This is a genomic window from Rhizobium sp. BK661, from assembly GCF_024808825.1.
Classification (GTDB): Bacteria; Pseudomonadota; Alphaproteobacteria; order Rhizobiales; family Rhizobiaceae; genus Rhizobium.
Genome location: NZ_JANTYT010000018.1, coordinates 75,332 through 96,890, shown reverse-complemented (window position 1 = coordinate 96,890; position 21,559 = coordinate 75,332). Strand labels below are relative to the sequence as shown.

The following is a 21,559-nucleotide window of genomic DNA, read 5'->3' as shown; positions in this document are numbered from 1 at the left end:
GCTGCATCCGACTCGGCCGCATGAAGGAAGGCGGGCATCCGCCGGTGGAACTGACCTCGATCGTCAAGCGCAATTCCTGCGGCAAGGCGCTCGACGTCGCAAGGCTTGCCCGCGACATGCTCGGCGGCAACGGCATCTCCGACGAGTTCGGCATTGCCCGCCATCTCGTCAACCTCGAGGTGGTCAACACCTATGAGGGGACACATGACGTCCACGCGCTGATCCTCGGCCGCGCCGTCACCGGCATTGCCGCATTCGCGAATTGAGTCAAGCCAACCATCGGGCAAATTGAAAGCCGCGCGACATTGTGCCAGCTTTCCATGACCGCGATTAAATTGTGCGCGGCATAGGAGATGGGTCACATGCTTTTGTTTCTCGCATTTTTGATCGGCATTGTCGCAGGGCTTCGGGCCATGATGGCGCCGGCCGCCGTTGCCTGGGGCGCGGCTCTCGGCTGGTTTGATGTCTCGCAGACACCGCTTGCTTTTATGGGATATCGCTGGACGCCGTGGGTGTTCAGCCTGCTTGCCGTGGTCGAACTGATTACCGACCAGCTGCCCTCGACGCCTTCCCGCAAGGTACCGATGCAGTTCTCTGCGCGCATCATCATGGGTGCGCTGACCGGCGCCACGATCGGCGCCTCCGGCGCCTCGCTCGCAGGCGGGCTGATCGCAGGCATTGTCGGTGCCGTTGTCGGCACGCTTGGCGGTGCGGTGGCTCGTGGTAAGCTTGCCGCTGCCTTCGGCAAGGATAGACCGGCAGCGCTGATCGAGGACGCGGTTGCGATCATCGGCGCGCTCATCATCGTGGGAGCAGTGTGATGCCAAGTTTCGACGCCATCGTCATCGGGGCCGGCCAGTCCGGTCCCTTCCTTGCGGCCCGCATGGTTGCGAAGGGCATGAAGGTGGCGTTGATCGAACGAAAGTTCCTCGGCGGCACCTGCGTCAACGCCGGCTGCATGCCGACGAAGACGCTGGTGGCCAGCGCCCGGGCCGCCCATGTGGCGCGGCGCGGCGCTGATTATGGTGTGCTGATCCCGGGCGCCATCGATATTGACATGACCGTGGTGCGCAAGCGTGCCGAGGCCGTCACGATGAACGCCCGCAATGGGCTCATCAACTGGTTTGCCGGCATGGACGGCATGACCGTCATCTACGGCCACGCCCGTTTCGAGGACGCCCGTACGGTGACGGTCAGTGGCGACACGCTGACGGCTCCGAAGATCTTCCTGAACGTCGGTGCGCGGCCGACCATTCCGGATATGCAAGGGATCGGCAGTATCGATTACCTGACGAGCACGTCGATCATCCATCTCGACCAGCTTCCGCGGCATCTTGCCGTCATCGGCGGCAGCTATATCGGGCTCGAATTCGCACAGATGTATCGCCGCTTCGGCGCCGAGGTGACGGTGATCGAGCGTGGCCCGAAGCTCGCGTCCCGCGAGGACGCTGACATCTCCGATGCGATCGCCGACATTCTGCGCTCGGAAGGAATAGCCGTGCACACGGACGCCGATGGGATCGGCTTCGCGACGACGACCGACGGGATCGAGGTCAGCATCGGCAATGGTCAATCGCCGATCGAGGCAAGCCATGTGCTTGTGGCCACCGGCCGCACGCCGAACACTGGCGACCTCGGGCTCGACAAGGCCGGTGTTGCCACTGACCGGCGAGGCTACATCACCGTCGACGACAGACTTGCCACCAATGTCGAGGGCATCTGGGCGCTCGGCGACTGCAACGGCCGAGGGGCCTTTACCCATACGTCCTACAACGACTTCGAGATCGCTGCCGCCAACCTGCTGGACGGTGAGGACCGCAAGCTCAGTGACCGCATCCTCGCCTATGCGCTCTACATCGACCCACCGCTCGGTCGTGTCGGGATGAGCGAGAAGGAAGCCCGCGCCACCGGCCGCAAGATCATGATCTCCACCCGTCCGATGAGCCGGGTCGGCCGAGCCAATGAGCGCGCCGAGACCAAGGGCTTGATGAAGGTGATCGCCGACGCAGAGACGCAACAGATTCTCGGTGCTGCGATCCTTGGGATCGAGGGTGACGAGGCGATCCACGGCTTCATCGACGCGATGAACGCCAAGGCCCCCTACCCGGTGCTGAAATGGGCGGTACCAATCCATCCGACGGTGTCCGAGTTGATCCCGACACTGCTGGGAGATCTGAAGGCGGTTTAGGCGGCGATCAGGCTGCACTTCACTCAGACGGGGCGCCGAAAATTGCCTTGCTGAAGTAAAAACAATATGGCGCTTCCGAGCGCCCCGTTCGGCGGTTTATGCCCGCAACTCCGGTCCCTCTGCAGCACTGCCGGAGGGAGCCCTCGCTTCTTCGGGGGACCATGTGTGCCACACAGGCACGTCCGAGGTTCAACTGGAGGGAGACCATTTTCTGCGGACCGTTGATGCGGAAGCTCACGTCCTTCCTTCGCACCCGGCGCCGATCCCCCCTCGCCGCAAAGCATTGCAGTTTATCCGCGACGGACGGCTCACTATCGGGTTGATCGGTGCGGCGTGGACGAAGGCAGCTATAATCATGTCATTGCCGGAGCCGTGCGGCCTTATCCCCTATCTGCAGACGCTCAGTCGGCGTTGGCGGCCGGCAGATCGTCGTCGAGCGTCGCCAATATCTTGTAGGCCGCCTTTACACGCTCGCTGTTCGGATAGTTCTTGTTGGCGAAGAGCACGATGCCGATACTCTTCGATGGCACGAAGGCAACATAGGCGCCGAAGCCGTTGGTCGATCCAGTCTTGTTCAGAAGCATATTGTTCGCCGGCGGCCTTGGCGGCGACAGTTTCTCGATCTCATTGGCCTTCAGTGTCATGTCGGCCGAGTTGCCGGCCAAAAGCTGGTCGAGGGTGGTGGGATAATTATACATTTCCCAACCGAGGCCCTGGGTCATGCTGCCGACCTTGTAATAGCCGGTATGGGTCGCCGCGAGCGCCGATTGCGTGGTCTTGTCGAGATTGGAGCCATCCATGTTGGCTTCGACAAAGCGCAGCATGTCGCTTGCAGACATTTTCACGCCATAGGCCTCGGAATCCAAAACGCCTGGCGAAACACGGATGGCCTTGCCAGCCTTTGAGTATCCATAGGCGTAGTTCTCGTCGTCAGCCTTCGGAACCGTGATGAAGGTATGGCTAAGGCCGAGTGCCAAAAAAAGCTTCTGCTGCATCAGGTCATCGAAGGGCCAACCCATCGCCTTTGCGGCGGCGTAGCCGAACAAGCCGATGCTGGGATTGGAATAGACACGATAGGTTCCCGGGGCATAGGCGGGCTTCCAGCTCTTGTAATAACCGACCATCGCCTTGTGGTCGGTGACGTCATCGGGGAACTGCAGCGGCAAGCCACCGGCCGTGTAGGTGCCGAGGTCGAGCATCGTGGCACCGGCAAGGCGGCTGGCGGCTAATTCCGGAAGATATTTGGCGGGACTGTCAGTAAAGGAGAGGTCGCCGCTCGCCTGAGCATAGCCCGCGAGGGTTGCGGTGAAGGTCTTGCTGACCGAGCCGATTTCAAAGAGCGTCGCGTCGGTCACCTTCTGTCCGCTTGCCTTCGACGCCACGCCGTAGTTGTAGGTGTAACGCTTTCCGCCGACTGTGACGGCAATTGCCATACCGGGGATATTGTTCTTCGCCATCAAAGGGACGGCGATGGCGTTGACGACGCCGGCAAGCTCGCTCTGGCGTTCCGCGGCGTGCGCGCCGGCGCCGATGAGGACTGAAGCGGTGGCGAGAATGCCAAGCGTGGATTGCGAAATATTTTTCATAATGGATACGGTGCCTCGGGTTGGTGGAATAGTCGCGGTGTCTCGGCACCGCGGCGGGCGTCCAATGCAAAATGCATTGAGATATCGGGCAATCCGACGGTTTCGGCGGTTTTCACGAAGCGGATCGGGTCAGGCGCGATTGATATACGAGGCCTGTACGCCCGTCTCAAACGACGATATCTAGAGCGAAGCATTAGAAAAATTTGGGTGTCCAATGGTTCGTCCGCATCTGCCGCTGAATGCGCTCAGAGCTTTTGAAGCATCCGCCCGCCACCTCAGCTTCACCAAGGCCGCGATTGAGCTTTGCGTCACGCAGGCTGCCGTCAGCCATCAGGTCAAGAGCCTGGAAACGCGGTTGAATGTGACGCTGTTCGAACGGCTGCCTCGCGGGCTGATGCTGACCAGCGAAGGCGAGACACTGCTGCCGGCGCTACGTGATGCCTTCGACCGGATCGCCGGAACACTGGAGCAGTTCGAGGGCGGGCACTATCGCGAAGTGCTGCGCATCGGCGCTGTCGGCACCTTTGCCGTCGGCTGGCTGCTGCCGAGGTTGCGTGCCTTTCAAGCCCAGTACCCCTTCATCGATCTGCGCCTCTCAACCAACAACAACCGGGTCGATATCGCCGCCGAGGGGCTGGACTACGCGATCCGTTTCGGTTCGGGTGCGTGGCATGGCATCGAGGCGTTGCGGCTCTTGGAGGCGCCGCTATCAGCCCTCTGCGTGCCCGAGATCGCCGCGCAACTGAGCGCGCCGGGCGACCTCCTGAAGCAGACGTTGCTGCGATCGTATCGGGCCGATGAGTGGTCGCAATGGTTTGCTGCCGCCGGGATGGAGGCGAGCCTGCTGCCGTTGAAAAACATCGTCTTTGATTCATCGCTTGCCATGATGGAGGCCGCACTGCAGGGCGTCGGCGTTGCGCTGGCGCCGACGCTGATGTTCTCCAGGCATCTGCTTGCCGAGGCGATCCGCCAACCCTTCGACATCACTGTCACCACGGGCAGCTATTGGCTAACCCGGCTGCAGTCCCGACCGGAGACCCCGGCGATGGCTTCCTTCCGCGGCTGGCTCTGCGAAGTGGTGGGCACGACGATGCTCTGAGGCTCGACGTCCCGTGCTGTGGACGTTGCGGTGGCAACGGCGTAGGATGCGGCCAATGCTGAGGGGCTCTCCGAAGGATGCACGAACGTGGCTATCTTCATGGACCGGCATGATCTTGCGGGTACATCCGCAGAAGACATTGCAGAAGCGCATCGCAAGGATCTGGCTGTCGAAGATAGGTATGGGGTGAAGTTCCTCACCTATTGGTACGACCAGCGGCGCGGGACCGCATTCTGTCTGATCGATGCGCCGGATGCCGAAACCGCGCAGTGCGTGCATCGCGAAGCCCATGGTTATATTGCCGGCGAAGTAGTCGAGGTGGCGCTATCGGCTGTCGAAGCGTTTCTTGGACGCATTCACGAACCTGAACAGAAGGCCGGCGAGACCGGCGTCGAACGGGATGCCGGCCATAGAGCGATCCTGTTTACCGACATCGTAGGCTCGACGGAGATGACATCGCGGCTTGGCGACCGGATGGCTGCCGAACTCGTGCGGGCGCACGATGCCATCGTTCGCCGCTGCCTGGCACAATGCGAAGGGCGGGAGGTCAAGCACACCGGTGACGGCATCATGGCCTCCTTCATCTCCACCCACGCGGCCGTCGGATGCGCGATCAGCATCCAGCGCGAATTCAGGATCTACAACGGCGGCACGCCGGAACCCATCCATGTCAGGATCGGGCTTGATTGTGGCGAGCCGATCGAGGACAGCCGGGACATCTTCGGCTCAACCGTGCAACTGGCCGCGCGGCTTTGTGCAGCGGCCGGGGTCGATCAGATCCTGGTTTCGGAGAACATCTTTCGCGAGCACGGCGCAGCCGATCTCTTCGCCAATGCATCACGGCGGGATCTCAAGGGATTTGCAAGGCCTGTACTGGCATTCGAGTGTGAGTGGGCTGATGCGGAGGGGGCGCAGACGAACTGACGCCTTGAAGTCTCGGGCCAAAGACAACGAAGGGGCGCAGGATGATCTCGATATCAGTCGCGAGGACCAAAGAGGGAGACCTGCGCATTTTTCTGCCCGGCGCTTGGCGAATGGGATGTGGCCGAGGCCAAAGCCTTTGGCATTCCGGCGGACTTGATCCTTAACTCTATCACCGACAGACCGGCGATAGCCTCGCCCAGCAATTCGGCTCGGCGGAGGCGCTAATGCTCGTTGCGAATTGGAGCGGCGTGCCGGCCGGCTGCATCGGTTTCAACGCCTTTGACGCACAGGCAGGCGAAGTCCACAAATTCTACGTTGATCCAGCCTTTCGGGGGCGACGCATCGGTCATGCCTTGATGGCGGCGGCGCTGGACGCGATTCGCCAAGCCGCGCACCGAACTGGCGCACACGACGATCTAGATGAGGCAGGCCGTCGCGTTGTACGAAGCCTTCGCCTTCCGACGCTGCGAGCCGTTCCGGACTGTTCCCGACGAGGTCCGGCATACGGAGATTTTCCTGTCTCGCAGCATCTCGGTTCGGCGGCTCTTCCTTGAGCCGCCGTGCGTGCCGCGTCGTCGATTTATTCCATCACGATCTGCAGCTTCACGTCGCCTGGACGCGCCTCGACGGCGCGGTCGAAGGCAGTGATGGAATCCTCGAAGCCGAATGTCTCGGAAATCAGCGGCTTCAGGTCGACACGGCCGGAGCCAAGCAGGGCGATCGAGCGTTCGTACTGGTGGGCGTATCGGAAGACGGTCTCGATGCGGATTTCCTTGGTCGATGCGGTCGATACGTCGAGGCCGATCGGATTGACCGGCAGGCCGACGGCAACGATGACGCCGCCCGGTCTCGGCAGCTCCATGATGGTCTCCCAAGCCTTCGGCGAGCCGGAGCATTCGAAGATCACATCGGCGCCCCAGCCATCCGTCAGGCGCGCAACTTCCTCGACGATGTTCTTCTCGCGGATATTGACGGGGATGACACCCTGATACTGCGCGGCGATATCGAGTTTCGGCTGAGCGAGGTCGGCGACGATGGCGCGGGCGCAGCCGCCGGCAAGCGCGGCGATCGCCACCATGGTGCCGATCGGGCCGGCGCCAAGGACGACGGCGGTATCGCCGGGGACGATCTTCGCCTTTGTCGCGGCCTGCATGCCGACTGCAAAGGGCTCAACCATGGCGCCTTCTGCGAAGCTGACATTGTCGGGCAGCTTATAGGTGTAATTGGCGGGATGAACGACCTCTGATGTCAGGATGCCGTGGATCGGTGGCGTCGCCCAGAAGGTGACAGCGGGATCGACATTATACATGCCAAGCCGGCTCGCCTTGGAATTGGGATCGGGGATGCCGGGTTCCATGCAGACACGGTCGCCGACCTCGAGATGCGTCACGCCAGCGCCGACTTCGACGACCGTGCCGGCGGCTTCATGACCGAGCACCATCGGCTCGTTGACGACGAATGGGCCGATTTTGCCGTGGGTGTAATAGTGGACATCGGAGCCGCAGACGCCAACCGTGTGGATCTTGATCTTCACCTGGCCGGGACCCGTATCCATCGGCAGGTCGATATCACGGAGCGCAAGTTCATGCTGGCGTTCGAGCACCAGCGCGCGGACTTTGGCCATTCTTCTGTTTCCTTCCCGTTGCCTCCCCGCACCGATCAAATCAGCGCGGCTTTGGCAAGCACTATAGGGCCCGAAGCCTTCGAAGTTCAATCGCGTTTCGAAGGCTTTTGCTCATGATGCGATGAATTGCTCAATCTTTTCAGATCGGCACGACCAGGGTCGAGGCCCTTGCCCCTCAGACTGCGACGTCCCTGGGCATTAAAGCTTGGAGCGTCCACCAGACATTTGGACGATCCTTATGCGATGTTTATATCTGAGGTCGGCTTTCGTGCTCGAACCTTTATCTCGTCTGGACATATGAACGCAGAACAATGTCGGCCCGGGAAATCAGTTTGCGGCATTGGAAGCGGCGCTAATCGGGTGTCAGCCGCGGCGCCCGCCGACGCGGCCTTGCACAAATGACAAGAGAGACTTCATGGACCTTTCGCTGATCATCCGTCCTGAGCACACATTCATCGGTGTTTCGGTTGCGACGAAATGGAGAGGATTGCAGGCGATTGCCGAAAAAGCTGCCCTCGCCTTCGGAATTGAAGGAAAGAAGATACTGCACGCCTTGGAAAGCCGCGAGAGCCTTGGCTCGACGGGTATCGGCAATGGTGTCGCTGTTCCGCATGCCGTGGTGGAGGGGATGACGCATCCGCGTGGCTTGCTGCTACGCTACGCCCGGCCACTCGATTTCGAGGCGGTGGACGATGTTCCGACTGATATCGTCTTCGCGCTTTTGTTTGGCGAAGCAAGCCGCGGCGAGTATCTGAACGTGCTGGCAGCAATCGCGCGTCAGCTGCAGACGCCGGGCATTCTGGCGGCCATGCGCAAGGCAAAGACTGCCGAAGAGCTCTATTCGGATTTTCTGGCCGACTCGCGCGTTTGACGAACAGGTAGATTTTCGGGGCGTTAAGTTGCGCTTTCCGTCTTCCTGGCAATGCCCAGCTCGGCCTCCGCGAGCTTAGTCCGAGGCTTTACCGGAATTGTGATCATCAAATCGAGCAAGTCCATTTCGAAAGCGCGCTTCAATTGGGATGGCATTCCAGAGAGCATGGCGGAACAGAAACATTCTTCGTTTCATTATACGACCAACTTGGTAGAGTTTCGGCCACCAACGAAGGAGGTTTCTATGCAGTCAATAAGGATCACACGGCTTCTCGCGGCTGTGGCGCTGGCAGGCAGTGTCGCAATCGGCGCCGTCGCGCCCGCATTCGCGGATCAGACGCTTCTCAACGTATCCTACGATCCGACGAGGGAACTGTATAAGGATTTCAATGCCGCCTTCGCTGCCAAGTGGCAGAAGGACACCGGTGAGGCTGTCACCATCAAGGCTTCGCATGGCGGCTCTGGCGCGCAGGCGCGGTCGGTCATCGATGGGCTTGATGCCGATGTCGTTACCCTTGCCCTCGAGGGCGACATTGACGCGATCGCTAAGAAGACTGGCAAGATTCCTGCGGATTGGAAAACGAAGTTTCCGAATAACTCGACGCCTTACACCTCTACGATCGTCTTTCTGGTTCGCAAGGGCAATCCGAAGGGCGTCAAGGACTGGGCCGACCTGGTAAAGGACGACGTCCAGGTGATTACGCCGAACCCGAAGACCTCTGGTGGTGCGCGCTGGAACTTCCTGGCGGCCTGGGCCTGGGCCAAGCAGGCGAATGGTGGTGATGACGCCAAGGCGCAGGAATACGTGACGAAGCTGCTGCAGCATGTTCCGGTTCTCGACACCGGCGCGCGCGGTGCAACGACGACCTTCGTTCAGCGCGGTCTCGGCGACGTTCTCCTGGCCTGGGAAAACGAGGCCTACCTTTCGCTCGAAGAGCTCGGTCCCGACCAGTTCGAGATCGTCACCCCGGCGTTCTCGATCCGGGCTGACCCGCCGGTCGCCGTTGTGGATGGCAATGTCGACAAAAAGGGCACTCGCAAGGTCGCCGAAGCCTATCTGAACTATCTCTATTCGGACGAGGGGCAAAAGATCGCGGCCAAGCACTTCTATCGGCCGATCAAGCCGGAAGCTGCAGACAAGGCTGACATTGCGCGCTTCCCGAACCTGAAACTTGCGACGATCGACGATTTCGGCGGCTGGAAAGAAGCGCAGCCGAAGTTCTTCGGCGATGGCGGCGTATTTGACCAAATCTACAAGCCGGCACAATAATACGTCGCATGAGATCACATAGCCCCACGCGGTGGCGGTTCAGACGGCCGAGCGTCATTCCAGGCTTTGGAATGGCGCTCGGCCTTACCTTGACCTGGCTCACCCTTCTGATCCTCATCCCGCTTTCAGGCCTCGCCTGGCGGTCGAGCGAGCTTGGCTGGGAAAAATTCTTCGCCATCGCCTTCGATCCTCGTACCCTGAGCGCCCTTCGCATCAGCTTTGGCGCCGCCTTTGCGGCCGCCTGCATCAACGTCGTTTTCGGCGTCGTGCTGGCTTGGGTGCTCGTGCGCTACCGGTTCCCTGGCAAGCGCATCATCGACGCAATGGTCGATCTGCCTTTCGCGTTGCCGACCGCGGTTGCTGGTATCGCGCTGGCGACCCTTTATGCGCCGAACGGCTGGATCGGCCAGTTCCTGACGCCGCTGGGCATCAAGATCGCTTTCACGCCACTCGGTATCGTCATCGCGCTTGTCTTTGTCGGCTTGCCCTTCGTGGTGCGCACGGTTCAACCTGTCATGGAGGAGATCGACAAGGAGGTGGAGGAAGCTGCCGCAACGCTTGGCGCCACGCGCCTGCAGACGATTTTCCGCGTGCTGCTGCCGGGCTTGATGCCGCCGGCCCTGACAGGCTTCGCTCTCGCCTTTGCCCGCGGTGTCGGCGAATACGGCTCGGTAATCTTCATTGCCGGCAACCTTCCGTTCCGGTCGGAGATCGCACCGTTGCTGATTGTCATCAAGCTCGAGGAATATAACTATGCCGCAGCAACGGGCATCGCCGCAATGATGCTGGTGATTTCGTTTGCCATGCTGCTGATCATCAACCTCATCCAGAGCTGGCGCAGACGGAGGTACGGCTATGGCGTTTGATACGAGCCTTCAGCCGACAAAGGTGCGCTCCGCCGTCACCGAACATCGGTTTGCGCGCTGGACGCTGATCCTTGCCTCGCTGGTCTTCCTGACGCTGATCCTGCTTCTGCCGCTGGCGGCCGTCTTCGTCGAGGCGTTCCGCAAGGGTGCGGGTCCGTTCCTCGAGGCGCTGCAGGACGAGGAGACCTTTTCGGCTATTCGCCTGACCCTCATCGTGGCCGGCGTCAGCGTTCCCCTCAATCTGACCTTTGGCATCGCGGCCGCCTGGGCGATTGCCAAGTTCGAGTTCAAGGGCAAGGCTTTCCTGACAACGTTGATCGACCTGCCGTTTTCGGTCTCGCCTGTTATTTCCGGCCTCGTTTTCGTCTTGCTGCTTGGTGCCAACACCCACCTCGGCCAATGGCTGAGCGCTCATGACATCAAGATCCTGTTTGCCGTGCCGGGATTGATCCTGGCGACCATGTTCGTCACCTTCCCGTTCGTGGCGCGTGAACTGATTCCGCTGATGCAAGAGCAAGGTACGAGCGACGAAGAGGCGGCGATTTCGCTCGGCGCCAGCGGCTGGCAGACCTTCTGGCACGTGACCTTGCCCAATATCAAATGGGGCCTGCTCTATGGTGTATTGCTTTGCAATGCCCGCGCCATGGGCGAATTCGGGGCTGTATCCGTGGTTTCCGGTCACATCCGGGGACAGACGAACACCATGCCGCTGCAGGTGGAAATTCTCTATAACGAGTACAATTTCACCGGCGCATTCGCCGTCGCCACGCTGCTTGCCTTGCTTGCGCTCGTAACCCTTGTTTTGAAGACGCTGCTCGAGATGCGATACAGCGAAGAAATCGCCGCCAGCCGACGGCACTGAAGGAATTAGAATGGAAGTTCGCGTACAAAACCTGCGCAAGGAATTCGAACGCTTTCCGGCGCTGCACGACGTCTCGCTCAATATCCGCTCCGGCGAGTTGATCGCGCTGCTCGGCCCGTCCGGATCGGGCAAGACGACGCTGTTGCGGCTCATTGCTGGCCTGGAGAGCCCGACGGAAGGGTTGATCTATTTCGGAGACGAGGACGCGTCAAAGAAGACCGTACAGCAGCGCAACATCGGCTTCGTGTTCCAACACTATGCCTTGTTCAGACATATGACAGTGCTGGAAAATGTGTCCTTTGGCCTGAAGGTGCGCGATAGCTCGCGGCGCCCGCCCAAGGCGGAAATTCGCCGGCGGGCGTTGGAGTTGCTTGAACTTGTCCAGCTCTCGGGTCTTGAGAAGCGTTATCCGGCTCAGCTTTCCGGCGGCCAGCGCCAGCGCGTCGCGCTCGCACGCGCCATGGCGGTCGAACCGAATGTACTGCTGCTCGATGAGCCTTTCGGCGCCCTCGACGCCCAAGTTCGCAAGGATCTGCGCAAATGGCTGCGCGAGATCCATGATCGCACGGGTCACACGACGGTCTTCGTCACGCATGACCAGGACGAGGCGATGGAGCTTGCTGACCGCGTCGTTGTCATGAGCCAGGGCGCGATCGAGCAGGTCGGAACCCCCGATGAGGTTTACGACAATCCGAACTCCCCCTTCGTCTTCGGCTTTGTCGGACAGTCCAACTGTCTCGACGTCAGGGTCAACGGTGGAGAGATCTGGTTCGAGGATAGGCCGCTCGGCCTCAAGGTCGAGGGCGAAGCGGATGGAGACGCTCAACTATATTTCCGGCCGCACGACATTGAATTGCGCGATGGCTGTGGCGGCTGCATCGCCGGTTTGCTGACGACGAGCCGGCGCGTCGCTGGTACGCGCCACATCGAGGTCGACATCGGCAAGGGGCATCCGCCGATCGAATTGGAACTATCGCCAGCGCAGGCCGGCGCCCTCGACCGCACGAGGATCGCCTTTCGACCAACGCGATGGAAGTTGTTCCGGTCCGACGACAAATGAAGGGCCGACGCGCTCGTTAGTCGATCGAATCAGGCTGGAGCGGCACGCTGGTTTCGGCGGTTGCATCCGCTTTGAAAGTGTGACCTGTGATGGAAAGTGTCGCTGTTTTCAGTGGGTGGCGAGAGCGCTAATCAGCCTGTGCAGGCGGGCCAAAAGCGGCCAAATCAAATTGTGATACTGATTGGGTTTGAAATTTACCTGAAACGCAGGTAAAAAAGCGACCACTTAATCGAGAAGGGCTTACTACTCTAAATAGGGGGCACCTGACATTGAGGGCGCATATAGCGTTGGGAAAATCTCTCGCCGGGATCCTGTTGGCGGGCGTGGCAGCGGCGGGCTGCACGACCGCACAGCAACCGGCTTCGAAGGTGGCGAGCCAGGTCAGCAAGCCCAAGAATGCGGCGCAAGCGGCGCAGTCAACCAAAGTTACTTTCAATTACACGGCCAAGGACCGCGATTGCCTCAAGCGGGCAATGTACTTCGAATCCGAGCATTCTGATCGCGACGGCTACATGGCGGTCGGAACGGTGGTCATGAACCGTCTGACATCGGGGGCGTATCCCGATTCAATCTGCGGCGTCGTTGCCCAACAGAGGCAGTTTGCGCCTGGCGTGATGACGCGCGAAGTCGAGCCGACGGCTGAGGTCGAACTGACGGACGCTGCAGATGCAATTTTCCGCGGCGAACGGCATCCAGGCGTCAAGAACGCGATGTTCTTCCACACAGACGGTCTGTCGTTCCCGTATCGCAATATGCACTACGTAACGATTGCCGGCGGCAATGCGTTCTACGAGAAGCGTGGGCGGGACGGCGAGCTACAGACGCCGGCGCCCCTGCCCGCCTACGAAGTCGCGATGAACTACCTGCCTGGCCAGAGCAAGATGCCGGCGCAGTTTGAGGTACTCGTACCGACGACCGTTCCGGTGCCGATCCCGATGCCGGGCACAGTGGCCATTTCAGGTGCGGAACCGGCGCTGCCGGCGACCGAAGCGGTGGTGCCCGCCAGCAAGGAGGCCGTGATACCGGTTGTTATTCCGACGCCGCGACCAGACTTCAATAGTGCCGTTCTGCGCGGCAGCCTCGCCCACGGCTGAGGCTGCTCGCCTATTTTGCCCTGTTTCCATCCGCGTCGAAGACGTGCAGATGCTGCGCGGGGAACGACACGTTGATCGTCGGACCGGATGTCAGCGCGGTCCGGTCGAGCGTGAAGATCTTGAATGGCAGAGCGTGCAGCGACAGGTGCAGGATGATGCCGAAGCCGGTCGGTTCGACCAATTCGACGTTCGCGTTCAGGCCACCCTGATCGGTAATGACCACATGCTCCGGCCGAATCCCCAGTGTCACCTTTGCGCCGTTTGCGAGTGACAGGGGTGCGGCGAGCGGGACGACCGTTCCGTCCTTCAGGCGAACACCACCATCCGCATAGGTCGCGTCGAGGAAATTCATGCCCGGCGAGCCGATGAAGCCGGCGACGAAGAGGTTGGCAGGCGTATCATAAAGCTCGAGCGGGCTGCCGACCTGCTGCACGACGCCGCCGTGCATGGCAACGATCCGGTCGGCGAGCGTCATCGCCTCGATCTGGTCGTGGGTGACGTAGATCGACGTCGCCTTGAGGTCGCCATGCAGCTTCTTGATTTCGGCACGCATCTGTTCGCGCAGGCGTGCGTCGAGGTTCGACAGCGGCTCGTCGAAGAGGAAGGCCTTCGGTTGGCGCACTATGGCGCGGCCCATGGCCACGCGCTGACGCTGACCGCCTGAAAGCGCCTTCGGCCTGCGTTCGAGCAGCGGGTCGAGACCGAGCTTGGAGGCGGCAGCACCGACAGCGCTGGAGATCTTTTCCTTGGCCGTCTTTCTTAGCTTCAGGCTGTAGCTCATGTTGCCGGCGACATTCATGTGCGGATAAAGGGCGTATGACTGGAACACCATGGCGATGTCACGGTCCTTCGGATGCAGTTCGTTGACGCGGTTGCCGGCAATGCGGATCTCACCGCCGGTGACGTCCTCGAGTCCCGCGATCATTCGCAGCAGGGTCGACTTGCCGCAGCCGGATGGGCCGACGAGCACGACGAACTCGCCGTCCTTGATCCTAAGGTCGACGTCGTGCAGCACCTTGACGGGACCATAGGCCTTCTTGACGTTCTGGATATCGATCGATGCCATTTTGATTAACCCTTGACCGCGCCGGCCGTCAGGCCCTGGACGAGATAACGCTGGATGAGCAGGAAGAAGAGACCGGCCGGGATGAGCGCGAGCACGCCCGCCGCCATCATCTGCCCGAAATCCACGGAGAATTTGGAAACAAAGGTCAGAAGCCCGACCGGGAAGGTTGCCGCGTCATTGCCGTTGATCAGCATGAGGGCAAAGAGCAGTTCGCTCCACGCGGCGGTGAAGACGAAGCCGAGCGTTGCCGCGATGCCGGGCAACGTCAGCGGCAGGATGATCTGCCGGAAGGCGGTGAACTGCGTTGCACCGTCTATCATGGCCGCCTCCTCGAGATCCTTCGGAATGCCGTCGAAGAAGGACTGCATCAGGAAGGTAGCGAAGGGCACGTTGAAGGCGGTGTAGACGACAACGAGGCCGGTGAGGCTGTTCGTCAGATGCAGTGGCGTCAGGATCTTGAAGATCGGGGCCACCAGCATGACGAGCGGGAACATCTGCGTCAAAAGCATTAACGCGACGATCCAATACTTGGCCCGGAAGTTAAAGCGCGACAGCGCATAGCCGGAAAGAGAGGCGCAGATCGTCACGACGATCGCCGTCGAGGCCGAGACGATCAGGCTGTTCTTGAAGAAAGTCGGGAAGGCGCTGTGCTGGATGACGAAGGAATAGTGTTCCCAGGTCGTGCGCGACGGCCACATCCGAACGCCCTCGGTATAGAGCAGGTCGTTCGGCGTCACCGATACCTTGAGAAGCCAGAACAGCGGAAACAGCGCGAAGACGATGTAGCAGAGAATGGCCAGGCGATGCGCGATGGTAGGGAGAATGGATCGCTTCATGGCATCAATCCTTGTTCAGCAGGGTCTGCCGCAGCAGGATGATCAGCATCGAATAGGCAAGCAGCAGCACCAGCAGCACCAGCGCGATCGCCGAGGCGTATCCGAAGTCCAGGCGCTTGAACGCCTGCGTGAAGATGTAGCTTGCGACGATCTGCGTCCGGTCGGCCGGCCCACCGCCGGTCATGACGACAATCAGGTCGGCGAAGTTGGACACCCAGACGGTGCGAAGCAGCACGGTGATGGCAATCGTCGGCGCAAGGAAGGGCAAGGTGATCGAGCGGAAGCGCTGGAACCAGCCGGCGCCGTCGATGGAAGCTGCCTCGTAGAGATCACGCGGAATTGCCTGGAGAGCGGCAAGTAAGGTGATCGCGAAGAAGGGAATGCCCCACCAGACGTTGGCGATGATCGGTCCCCACATCGCATGTTGCGGATCGGAGAGGATGTTGGCGGGTTCGCTCATCAGGCCAAGCGCAAAAAGCCAGTGCGGGATCGGCCCTATCACCGGATTGAACAACCAGGCCCAGTTCAGGCCGGCGAGGAAGGAGGGAACGGCCCAGGGCAGAAAGACCAGAGCCTGCACGACGCCCCTGCCCCAGAACGGTTTGTCGAGCAGCAGCGCCAGAATGAGGCCGAAGATGAATTGCAACAGGACGGAGGCGCCTGTCCACAAGAGCGTATTCTTCAGCGCACCATAGAAGGCTGCGTCTTTCGACAGCGCCCGGAAATGCTCGAGCCCGATGAAGCCGCCCGAAAACGGATTGAGCAGCTGGATGTCGCGAAACGCATAGGACACCCCGATCACCAGTGGCACCAGCATCACCGCAATGATCAGGACCAGTGACGGCGCACTATAGAGGTAGGGTTCGGAGGCATCAGCGATGCGCTTCAGCCAGGGGCGTCTGTCCTGGCGCCTTTCCAGCGTATCGGCAGTGAGGGTCATCAGGCAAAATCCGTTTCGCGGCGCAATCTGCGCCGTCGCAAGACAGTGAAAGAGGCGGCGGACAGGTCCGCCGCCGGTGGGCCGTTACTTCTTGGCGAGGAACTTCTGCTGCGCCTTGGTCAGATAATCTGCCCACTGGTCAGCCAGCTCCTTCGGCGTGATGTCGCCGAGAAGCGCCTGCTGCGTCGTCTTGATGGCGAGCGAGTCTTTGAAGAAGGCGAACTCTTCCAGGTAGGTCGGCATCACGGTCGGAACGATGTTCGGGTCGGCCAGCTCTTCGAACCAACCCTTGAACTGATCGCCTGCGTAGAAGGGATCCTTTTCGGCCGAGGTGTGAACCGGAAGAGCGCCCGTACGCTTGTTCCACTCGATATTGCCTTCCGGCGATTCAAGCGTCTCGATCAGCTTCCAGGACAGATCCTTGTTCTGGCTGGTGGTGAACATCGACCAGCCAGCGAAACCGATTGTGGTGAAGCCCTTGCCGCTTGGACCGACTGGCATCTTGGTCACCCCGAAATCGTCCGGCTTCATGCGCTGGGCAACCGCGATCAGAGCGTCCGGATCCTGGTCGAGCATCGCGCAGGTGCCGGAGTAGAATCCGGCGACGGTTTCGTTGAAGCCCCAGTTGACGCTGTCCTTCGGCGTCAGGCCCTTCTTGTAGAGGTCGACGACCCATTCGAGACCCTTTGCCCAGCCTTCGCTGTTCATCGTCGAGGTGCCATCCTCGTTGAAGAACTTGTTGGAGCCGGCCATTGTCGCGCCAAACATCACCCAGCCGTTCAGGCCGCCCGGACCGCCGCGCAGGCAGTAACCCGACTTGCCGGGAAGCTTGGAGACCTTTTCGGAGGCGGCCACGAAATCGTCGAGCGTCTTCGGCGGTTCGGAAACGCCGGCTTCCTTGAAGAGGTTCTTGTTGTAGAACAGCGCACGCAGGTAGAAGCCGTAAGGCAGCATGTAGGCGGTGTTCTTGACATCGCGGCCGAGTTCAAGCGCGCGCGGCGTCAGGCCCTTGGTGTGCTCCCACTTGGCGAGGTAAGGTTCAAGGCTTTCGAGCATGCCGTTGTTGGCATAGAGGGAAAGCCAGGTGTCGGGCATTTCCATGACGTCGGGAGTGTCGCCGGCCGAAACCATGGTGGCGAACTTCTGGAAGGCTTCGTTCCAGGGCAGCGAGATGATGTCGACCTTGGTCCCGGGGTTTGCAGCCTCGAACTTGCCGACGATCGACTTCAGCGTCTCCGTACGCTCGGGGCTGGTGATAACCTCGACCAGTTTCAGTGTGGTATCGGCGAGTGCCGTACCGGCCATCATCGTGGCGAGTAAAGTGGCGGTGATCAGTCTTTTCATGCTTGCTCCCCCTTTTCAGGTTTTTCAGGTTGTGAACTTAAGAGGCGACCGCCAATGCCGCCTCGATGTCCTTCCACAGGGCCTCGGTTCCTTCGAGACCGACGTGGAGGCGTACGGACCGTGCATGGATCCCGAAGGTATGCGCGGAATTCGGTTGCGCCTTCTGCTGAAGGACGACCTCGCCTGGTACGATCAGGCTTTCATGTCCACCCCAGCTCACTCCCAGTTTGAAGAGCTTGAGGTGATCGGCGAAGGCACGAATATCGACGCCCTCACGGAATATGAAGGAAAACAGGCCCGACGTGCCGTTGAGACCGGACGGCAGGCGATTGGCAAGGCCCGGATGGCAAACCGTCTCCACCACGTCGAGCTCCTTCAGCCGCTTGGCGATCGTCATCGCAGCTGCCTCATGCGCGCGCATACGGATCGGCAATGTGCGCAGGCCGCGGATCAAAAGCCACGCATCAAAGGGCGAGAGCTTGCCGCCGAGATAAGGATAGGCCTCCGCCTTGATGCGGGCGATCATCTCTTTGGAGCCAGCGACGACGCCAGCGACGACGTCGCTGTGGCCGCCGAGATACTTCGAGGCCGAATGGATGACGACATCGACGCCGAGCGATATTGGCTGCTGGAAGTACGGGCTCGCCCAGCTGTTGTCGATCATCGTGACCAGGCCATGCTTCCTAGCGAGTGCCGCGAGCGCACCGACGTCGTGGGCGTCCATGACCCAACTCGTTGGGCTTTCCATATAGAATACCTTGGCTCCGGGCAGTGCCTTTGCGACGGCCTCTTCGTCGCGGCCATCCACATAGGTCACCTCGACCTTCATGCGCTTCAAGATCGTGCCGAAGAGCCGGAAGGCATCTGGATAGACGTGTTTGACCGCAACGATACGGTCGCCCGGCTCGACGAAGGACAACACCGTCGACGAGATCGCCGCCATGCCGCTTGCAAAACCTAACGCGTCTTCGGCTCCTTCAAGCTTTGCCAGCATTTCCTCAAACATGCGAACAGTCGGATTGAGCCCGCGGGTATAGATCGGGCGAACCTTCTCGCCGCGATAGGAAGCGATCATGTCGTCATAGTTCGAGAAGGTGAAAAGCGAGGTCTGGAAGATCGGCGGCACGACCGCTTCCGCGAAGTTTCCTTCGTCGTGTGCGGTGATGAGCGAGGCAAGATCGAACGCGTTCGCGCCGTTATTCATTTGGACATTTCCTTGATATCTTCCTCGACGACATCGAGGATCTTCAGTGTTTCTTCTCGCGCGGCCTCAACATCCTGGGCAGCGATGGCGTTGAAGAGCGTGCGATGAAAGGGAAAGGAGCGGCGAGCAAAATCCTCGCGCTCGAACGGGTGTTCCCAGAACTGCCAGAAGGTTTCGCGCATCTGTTCAAGAAGCTGGCGAAAAAGCGGATTGTGGGTCGCATCATAGATGGCGAGATGGAAGGCGAGGTCTTCCGGGCCTGATGTGCCTTTCTCGATATGGACGCGTTCCATCTCGTTGAGGTTCTGTTCGATGAGGACGAGATCCGTGTCGGTCCGCTTTCTCGCGGCAACCATGCAGGCCTCGCATTCTATCCCGCGACGCACCTCAAGCGTCTGTAGAAGGGCGTCCCGCAGATGGCCGGTATCAAGCGACAGCGGCATGTGGATCGTCGCCTTGGAAACCGGTTTCAGCAGATAGGTCCCGCTTCCCTTTCGCGTTTCAATGACGCCGAGGGCCTGGAAGTGGCGTATTGCCTCCCTAATGGTTGAGCGGCCGACCATCAGTGCTGACATCAGTTCACGCTCTGCCGGCAGGCGGTCGCCAGCCTTCAGTTGCGCGCTCTTGATGTAATCCGCCAGTGCGTCCGTCACCTGACGCGCGCGATCGATAGCCGGTAGTGGCCGGATCACGGGCCTGTCGCTCATTGATGCCCTCATGGTTCCCCATTTTATTCTTAGGCAATCGACCAAATTGGTCTGACATCTTAGCATTTCCCAAACTCGCGGATCCGTCAAGTCTGCTTTGACTTAGCCCGGCCGCGATCGAAAATAACCGACACCAGCTACGTTGCGGCCACTCACCAAGATCAGGTTGCTTGTTCGATCTGACAACGAACGTTCTGGTCGGTGCCAGTCAACCGGAACAGCTGGTCATGGCTGAAAGACTTCCTTGGCAAGAAGTTCCAGACGACATTTCAATAAGTTATCGGATCGCAGTGAGCAGAAAGGAGGGTGATGACCTTGCACCATCCCTTCATGCCTTGCAAACGAAGCCTGTCTCCGGCGAGGCATACATGCTATTTTCTGGTTGTGTTCAGTGGAGGAAACTTCCGTGAACAGGTACCACCTCGAGGACGACTCTATCGATCAATTTCCCGCGGCCCTGGTTCATTGGGCAGATCAATTTCGGCGGTCGGATCAGGACGAGGAAGCACTCCGGCGAGCAATTGCGGCATTAAACGTCGCCTTGACCCAGGCTCAAACCTATCTGGATGATGTCGGCGAGGTGAGACAGGAGAGAAGGTGGAACACGCCGGCCTTTCTTTTCAAGGTTGCATGTCGATCGGTAGCGGTCCTCGATCCTGCATTTGCGGACAAGATGAAATCATTTGGGTGGGGGACAGAAGATTTCTGGAGTGATGCGAAACAGAGCGGCAAGATACACATTCCCGATATTCGGACGGCTTGCGTAGTCATCGAAGCAAGACTGTCGGGGCGCGAACCTGATCTTGAGGAAAAGCCTGTCGGGAATGCCGCCCAGGATGAGAGAAGCAAATTGGTGCTGATAATTGCATCAGTACTCGCCGCCCTCTTTGGCCTTGGGTGCATTTCAGGCGGTCTATTGCTGATGGCTGCACCCGGGGGCGGAGCAACTTCTTTCGATTTTCTGGGGTTTCAGGTCTCCACGCAGCAGACCGGCATTGCGGCTATTGCCTTAGGCGCTGCGTCGATCATCCTGACATTTCGAATGGTCCTGAAAACCGTCGTCGCTCGCGGCAGAACTACCTAGTGTCAAAGCCCGTCAGTCGCAACCGACAGGGCAGCGCGAGCTTCTTCGTCATGACACACCCCATATCTCGACCAAGACGTTTTGCAGAAGACGGCGCTAAGCATATGGCGATGGCCAAGCTGCAAAACCGGCGGTCACGACAGACCCAACCAAGCCAATGCATACATTTCCCAATCATATAGTATATTACGAACCTTAGAGGTTGGCCATGCAACGTCCGTTCGCTCCTCGACATATCTTTTCGACCGTCTTGCTGGGGACGATCGGCGCAGCGACTTCATGCGTCTACGCTTGCAGCGGCTCACCAGAGTTCGGCCCGACCGGACATTTTCATGCGCAAGCAGGGGCTAATTTGAAGCGGGACTCGAGCACGATAGAAGTCGCCATCTACGGCATCGCTCGTACCCTAAACGAAATTCAGGCGACGACCTTTTCTGGCCCAATTCTAGAAAGCGTCCTGGTTGCAAGTCGAGACGCTGCAATAAAAGGATCGTTGCCGATCCCGCCAGATATTCGCAAGCAACTCACGGGTTACTCGACCGAAGCTTCAATGAACCGTGTCCGATACCGGATTGGTGACGTGGGCTCCTTCAATCTCGCCACGGTACTGGAACGGGGAAGATTTGCGGACGCCGTCACCCTGATTGATGTGGTGGTGTTTCGCGACGCGCTAACGGCTGCAACAGTTTCGGCATGGGCCCATGAACTGATACATGTCGACCAATACCACGTATGGGGCGTCCATGGCTTCGCGGTTCGATACGCCCAAAACTGGCTGGCAGTGGAGAACCCGGCCTACTCCAAGGGCGATGACTTCGCACGTTGGCGATGCCGCAAACAAGCACAAGACAGACAAAATTGAAGGCCACATCACGAAGGCACACTGTCGACAGCGTGGGGCTTTTGCCAACGCCAAGAAGCTCAAGTGCGTTTCG

22 protein-coding genes are annotated in these 21,559 nt (G+C 59.9%); 14 read left to right on the top strand and 8 right to left on the bottom strand.

Annotation, left to right across the window (positions count from 1 at the left end; genetic code table 11):
- The 3 genes from FHX16_RS25350 to FHX16_RS25340 all read left to right on the top strand — a co-directional run.
- The coding region (locus FHX16_RS25350; RefSeq protein WP_259131013.1) for an acyl-CoA dehydrogenase family protein at positions 1–266 on the top strand (266 nt) is incomplete at its 5' end.
- A 96-nt stretch (positions 267–362) separates the two neighbouring features.
- On the top strand, positions 363–821 hold the full coding sequence (locus tag FHX16_RS25345; protein WP_183865088.1) for a DUF4126 family protein: 459 nt from the start codon (positions 363–365) through the stop codon (positions 819–821).
- The gene (locus FHX16_RS25340; RefSeq protein ID WP_259131011.1) at positions 821–2,188 is read left to right on the top strand and encodes an FAD-containing oxidoreductase; all 1,368 of its coding nucleotides are present in this window, start codon (positions 821–823) and stop codon (positions 2,186–2,188) included. Before FHX16_RS25345 ends, FHX16_RS25340 begins: the two co-directional genes overlap by 1 nt.
- Positions 2,189–2,589: 401 nt before the next feature.
- Here FHX16_RS25340 and ampC read toward each other — a convergent pair whose 3' ends face one another.
- Positions 2,590–3,774, bottom strand: a complete 1,185-nt coding sequence (gene ampC / locus FHX16_RS25335) for a class C beta-lactamase (protein WP_259131009.1) — start codon at positions 3,772–3,774, stop codon at positions 2,590–2,592.
- 214 nt (positions 3,775–3,988) lie between these two features.
- On the opposite strand from ampC, the gene FHX16_RS25330 reads away from it, so the two are divergent.
- The 3 genes from FHX16_RS25330 (at position 3,989) to FHX16_RS31655 (ending at position 6,351) form a co-directional block, all read left to right on the top strand.
- Positions 3,989–4,873, top strand: coding sequence for a LysR family transcriptional regulator (locus FHX16_RS25330; protein ID WP_183759257.1), 885 nt, complete (start codon positions 3,989–3,991; stop codon positions 4,871–4,873).
- 87 nt (positions 4,874–4,960) lie between these two features.
- Entirely contained in the window at positions 4,961–5,797 is an 837-nt protein-coding gene (locus FHX16_RS25325) for a nickel-binding protein (RefSeq protein ID WP_183759258.1), read from the top strand.
- A gap of 224 nt (positions 5,798–6,021) precedes the next feature.
- The gene (locus FHX16_RS31655) at positions 6,022–6,351 is read left to right on the top strand and encodes a GNAT family N-acetyltransferase (protein WP_183759259.1); all 330 of its coding nucleotides are present in this window, start codon (positions 6,022–6,024) and stop codon (positions 6,349–6,351) included.
- 26 nt (positions 6,352–6,377) lie between these two features.
- Here the strand turns inward: FHX16_RS31655 and FHX16_RS25320 are convergent, their stop codons facing one another.
- The gene (locus FHX16_RS25320; RefSeq protein ID WP_183759260.1) at positions 6,378–7,421 is read right to left on the bottom strand and encodes an NAD(P)-dependent alcohol dehydrogenase; all 1,044 of its coding nucleotides are present in this window, start codon (positions 7,419–7,421) and stop codon (positions 6,378–6,380) included.
- A 415-nt stretch (positions 7,422–7,836) separates the two neighbouring features.
- On the opposite strand from FHX16_RS25320, the gene FHX16_RS25315 reads away from it, so the two are divergent.
- From FHX16_RS25315 to FHX16_RS25290, 6 genes are all read left to right on the top strand, one after another.
- Positions 7,837–8,292: a PTS sugar transporter subunit IIA gene (locus tag FHX16_RS25315; RefSeq protein ID WP_183759261.1), complete on the top strand. Its 456-nt coding sequence runs from the start codon at positions 7,837–7,839 to the stop codon at positions 8,290–8,292.
- A gap of 243 nt (positions 8,293–8,535) precedes the next feature.
- The gene (locus tag FHX16_RS25310; RefSeq protein WP_183759262.1) at positions 8,536–9,561 is read left to right on the top strand and encodes a sulfate ABC transporter substrate-binding protein; all 1,026 of its coding nucleotides are present in this window, start codon (positions 8,536–8,538) and stop codon (positions 9,559–9,561) included.
- Between the two features lie 8 nt (positions 9,562–9,569).
- Positions 9,570–10,427, top strand: coding sequence for a sulfate ABC transporter permease subunit CysT (gene cysT / locus FHX16_RS25305; RefSeq protein WP_183759263.1), 858 nt, complete (start codon positions 9,570–9,572; stop codon positions 10,425–10,427).
- On the top strand, positions 10,417–11,289 hold the full coding sequence (gene cysW, locus FHX16_RS25300) for a sulfate ABC transporter permease subunit CysW (RefSeq protein WP_183759264.1): 873 nt from the start codon (positions 10,417–10,419) through the stop codon (positions 11,287–11,289). Before cysT ends, cysW begins: the two co-directional genes overlap by 11 nt.
- A gap of 10 nt (positions 11,290–11,299) precedes the next feature.
- On the top strand, positions 11,300–12,349 hold the full coding sequence (locus FHX16_RS25295; RefSeq protein WP_183759265.1) for a sulfate/molybdate ABC transporter ATP-binding protein: 1,050 nt from the start codon (positions 11,300–11,302) through the stop codon (positions 12,347–12,349).
- A gap of 269 nt (positions 12,350–12,618) precedes the next feature.
- Positions 12,619–13,443 (top strand): cell wall hydrolase, encoded by an 825-nt coding sequence (locus FHX16_RS25290; RefSeq protein WP_183759266.1) that lies wholly within the window; start codon positions 12,619–12,621, stop codon positions 13,441–13,443.
- Between the two features lie 10 nt (positions 13,444–13,453).
- Here FHX16_RS25290 and FHX16_RS25285 read toward each other — a convergent pair whose 3' ends face one another.
- The 6 genes from FHX16_RS25285 to FHX16_RS25260 all read right to left on the bottom strand — a co-directional run bounded on the left by FHX16_RS25285 (position 13,454) and on the right by FHX16_RS25260 (position 19,552).
- Complete coding sequence (locus FHX16_RS25285; protein ID WP_183759267.1) at positions 13,454–14,509, bottom strand: ABC transporter ATP-binding protein; 1,056 nt, start codon at positions 14,507–14,509, stop codon at positions 13,454–13,456.
- Positions 14,510–14,514: 5 nt separating this feature from the next.
- Positions 14,515–15,345 (bottom strand): carbohydrate ABC transporter permease, encoded by an 831-nt coding sequence (locus FHX16_RS25280; RefSeq protein WP_016557617.1) that lies wholly within the window; start codon positions 15,343–15,345, stop codon positions 14,515–14,517.
- A 4-nt stretch (positions 15,346–15,349) separates the two neighbouring features.
- Positions 15,350–16,285 carry a carbohydrate ABC transporter permease gene (locus FHX16_RS25275; RefSeq protein WP_183759269.1) on the bottom strand — a complete coding sequence of 312 codons (936 nt, stop codon included), beginning with the start codon at positions 16,283–16,285 and terminating at the stop codon, positions 15,350–15,352.
- Between the two features lie 84 nt (positions 16,286–16,369).
- Positions 16,370–17,629, bottom strand: coding sequence for a sugar ABC transporter substrate-binding protein (locus FHX16_RS25270; protein WP_028758894.1), 1,260 nt, complete (start codon positions 17,627–17,629; stop codon positions 16,370–16,372).
- 37 nt (positions 17,630–17,666) lie between these two features.
- The gene (locus FHX16_RS25265) at positions 17,667–18,833 is read right to left on the bottom strand and encodes a PLP-dependent transferase (protein ID WP_259130981.1); all 1,167 of its coding nucleotides are present in this window, start codon (positions 18,831–18,833) and stop codon (positions 17,667–17,669) included.
- Entirely contained in the window at positions 18,830–19,552 is a 723-nt protein-coding gene (locus FHX16_RS25260) for a FadR/GntR family transcriptional regulator (RefSeq protein WP_183759271.1), read from the bottom strand. Before FHX16_RS25260 ends, FHX16_RS25265 begins: the two co-directional genes overlap by 4 nt.
- A gap of 379 nt (positions 19,553–19,931) precedes the next feature.
- On the opposite strand from FHX16_RS25260, the gene FHX16_RS25255 reads away from it, so the two are divergent.
- Together FHX16_RS25255 and FHX16_RS25250 are read left to right on the top strand one after the other, a co-directional pair.
- The gene (locus FHX16_RS25255) at positions 19,932–20,624 is read left to right on the top strand and encodes a hypothetical protein (protein ID WP_183759272.1); all 693 of its coding nucleotides are present in this window, start codon (positions 19,932–19,934) and stop codon (positions 20,622–20,624) included.
- A gap of 208 nt (positions 20,625–20,832) precedes the next feature.
- Positions 20,833–21,486: a DUF4157 domain-containing protein gene (locus FHX16_RS25250; protein ID WP_210281082.1), complete on the top strand. Its 654-nt coding sequence runs from the start codon at positions 20,833–20,835 to the stop codon at positions 21,484–21,486.
- Positions 21,487–21,559: the final 73 nt, after the last annotated feature.

Bases quoted from the DNA above. Each gene is read 5' to 3' on its own strand.
- FHX16_RS25320 (WP_183759260.1), bottom strand. From the start codon at position 7,421: ATGGCCAAAGTCCGCGCGCTGGTGCTCGAACGCCAGCATGAACTTGCG.
- cysW (WP_183759264.1), top strand. From the start codon at position 10,417: ATGGCGTTTGATACGAGCCTTCAGCCGACAAAGGTGCGCTCCGCCGTC.
- FHX16_RS25275 (WP_183759269.1), bottom strand. From the start codon at position 16,285: ATGACCCTCACTGCCGATACGCTGGAAAGGCGCCAGGACAGACGCCCC.
- FHX16_RS25285 (WP_183759267.1), bottom strand. From the start codon at position 14,509: ATGGCATCGATCGATATCCAGAACGTCAAGAAGGCCTATGGTCCCGTC.
- FHX16_RS25315 (WP_183759261.1), top strand. From the start codon at position 7,837: ATGGACCTTTCGCTGATCATCCGTCCTGAGCACACATTCATCGGTGTT.
- FHX16_RS25340 (WP_259131011.1), top strand. From the start codon at position 821: ATGCCAAGTTTCGACGCCATCGTCATCGGGGCCGGCCAGTCCGGTCCC.
- FHX16_RS25295 (WP_183759265.1), top strand. From the start codon at position 11,300: ATGGAAGTTCGCGTACAAAACCTGCGCAAGGAATTCGAACGCTTTCCG.
- FHX16_RS25280 (WP_016557617.1), bottom strand. From the start codon at position 15,345: ATGAAGCGATCCATTCTCCCTACCATCGCGCATCGCCTGGCCATTCTC.
- FHX16_RS25330 (WP_183759257.1), top strand. From the start codon at position 3,989: ATGGTTCGTCCGCATCTGCCGCTGAATGCGCTCAGAGCTTTTGAAGCA.
- FHX16_RS25265 (WP_259130981.1), bottom strand. From the start codon at position 18,833: ATGAATAACGGCGCGAACGCGTTCGATCTTGCCTCGCTCATCACCGCA.
- FHX16_RS25310 (WP_183759262.1), top strand. From the start codon at position 8,536: ATGCAGTCAATAAGGATCACACGGCTTCTCGCGGCTGTGGCGCTGGCA.
- FHX16_RS25250 (WP_210281082.1), top strand. From the start codon at position 20,833: ATGCAACGTCCGTTCGCTCCTCGACATATCTTTTCGACCGTCTTGCTG.
- cysT (WP_183759263.1), top strand. From the start codon at position 9,570: ATGAGATCACATAGCCCCACGCGGTGGCGGTTCAGACGGCCGAGCGTC.
- ampC (WP_259131009.1), bottom strand. From the start codon at position 3,774: ATGAAAAATATTTCGCAATCCACGCTTGGCATTCTCGCCACCGCTTCA.
- FHX16_RS31655 (WP_183759259.1), top strand. From the start codon at position 6,022: ATGCTCGTTGCGAATTGGAGCGGCGTGCCGGCCGGCTGCATCGGTTTC.
- FHX16_RS25270 (WP_028758894.1), bottom strand. From the start codon at position 17,629: ATGAAAAGACTGATCACCGCCACTTTACTCGCCACGATGATGGCCGGT.
- FHX16_RS25345 (WP_183865088.1), top strand. From the start codon at position 363: ATGCTTTTGTTTCTCGCATTTTTGATCGGCATTGTCGCAGGGCTTCGG.
- FHX16_RS25260 (WP_183759271.1), bottom strand. From the start codon at position 19,552: ATGAGGGCATCAATGAGCGACAGGCCCGTGATCCGGCCACTACCGGCT.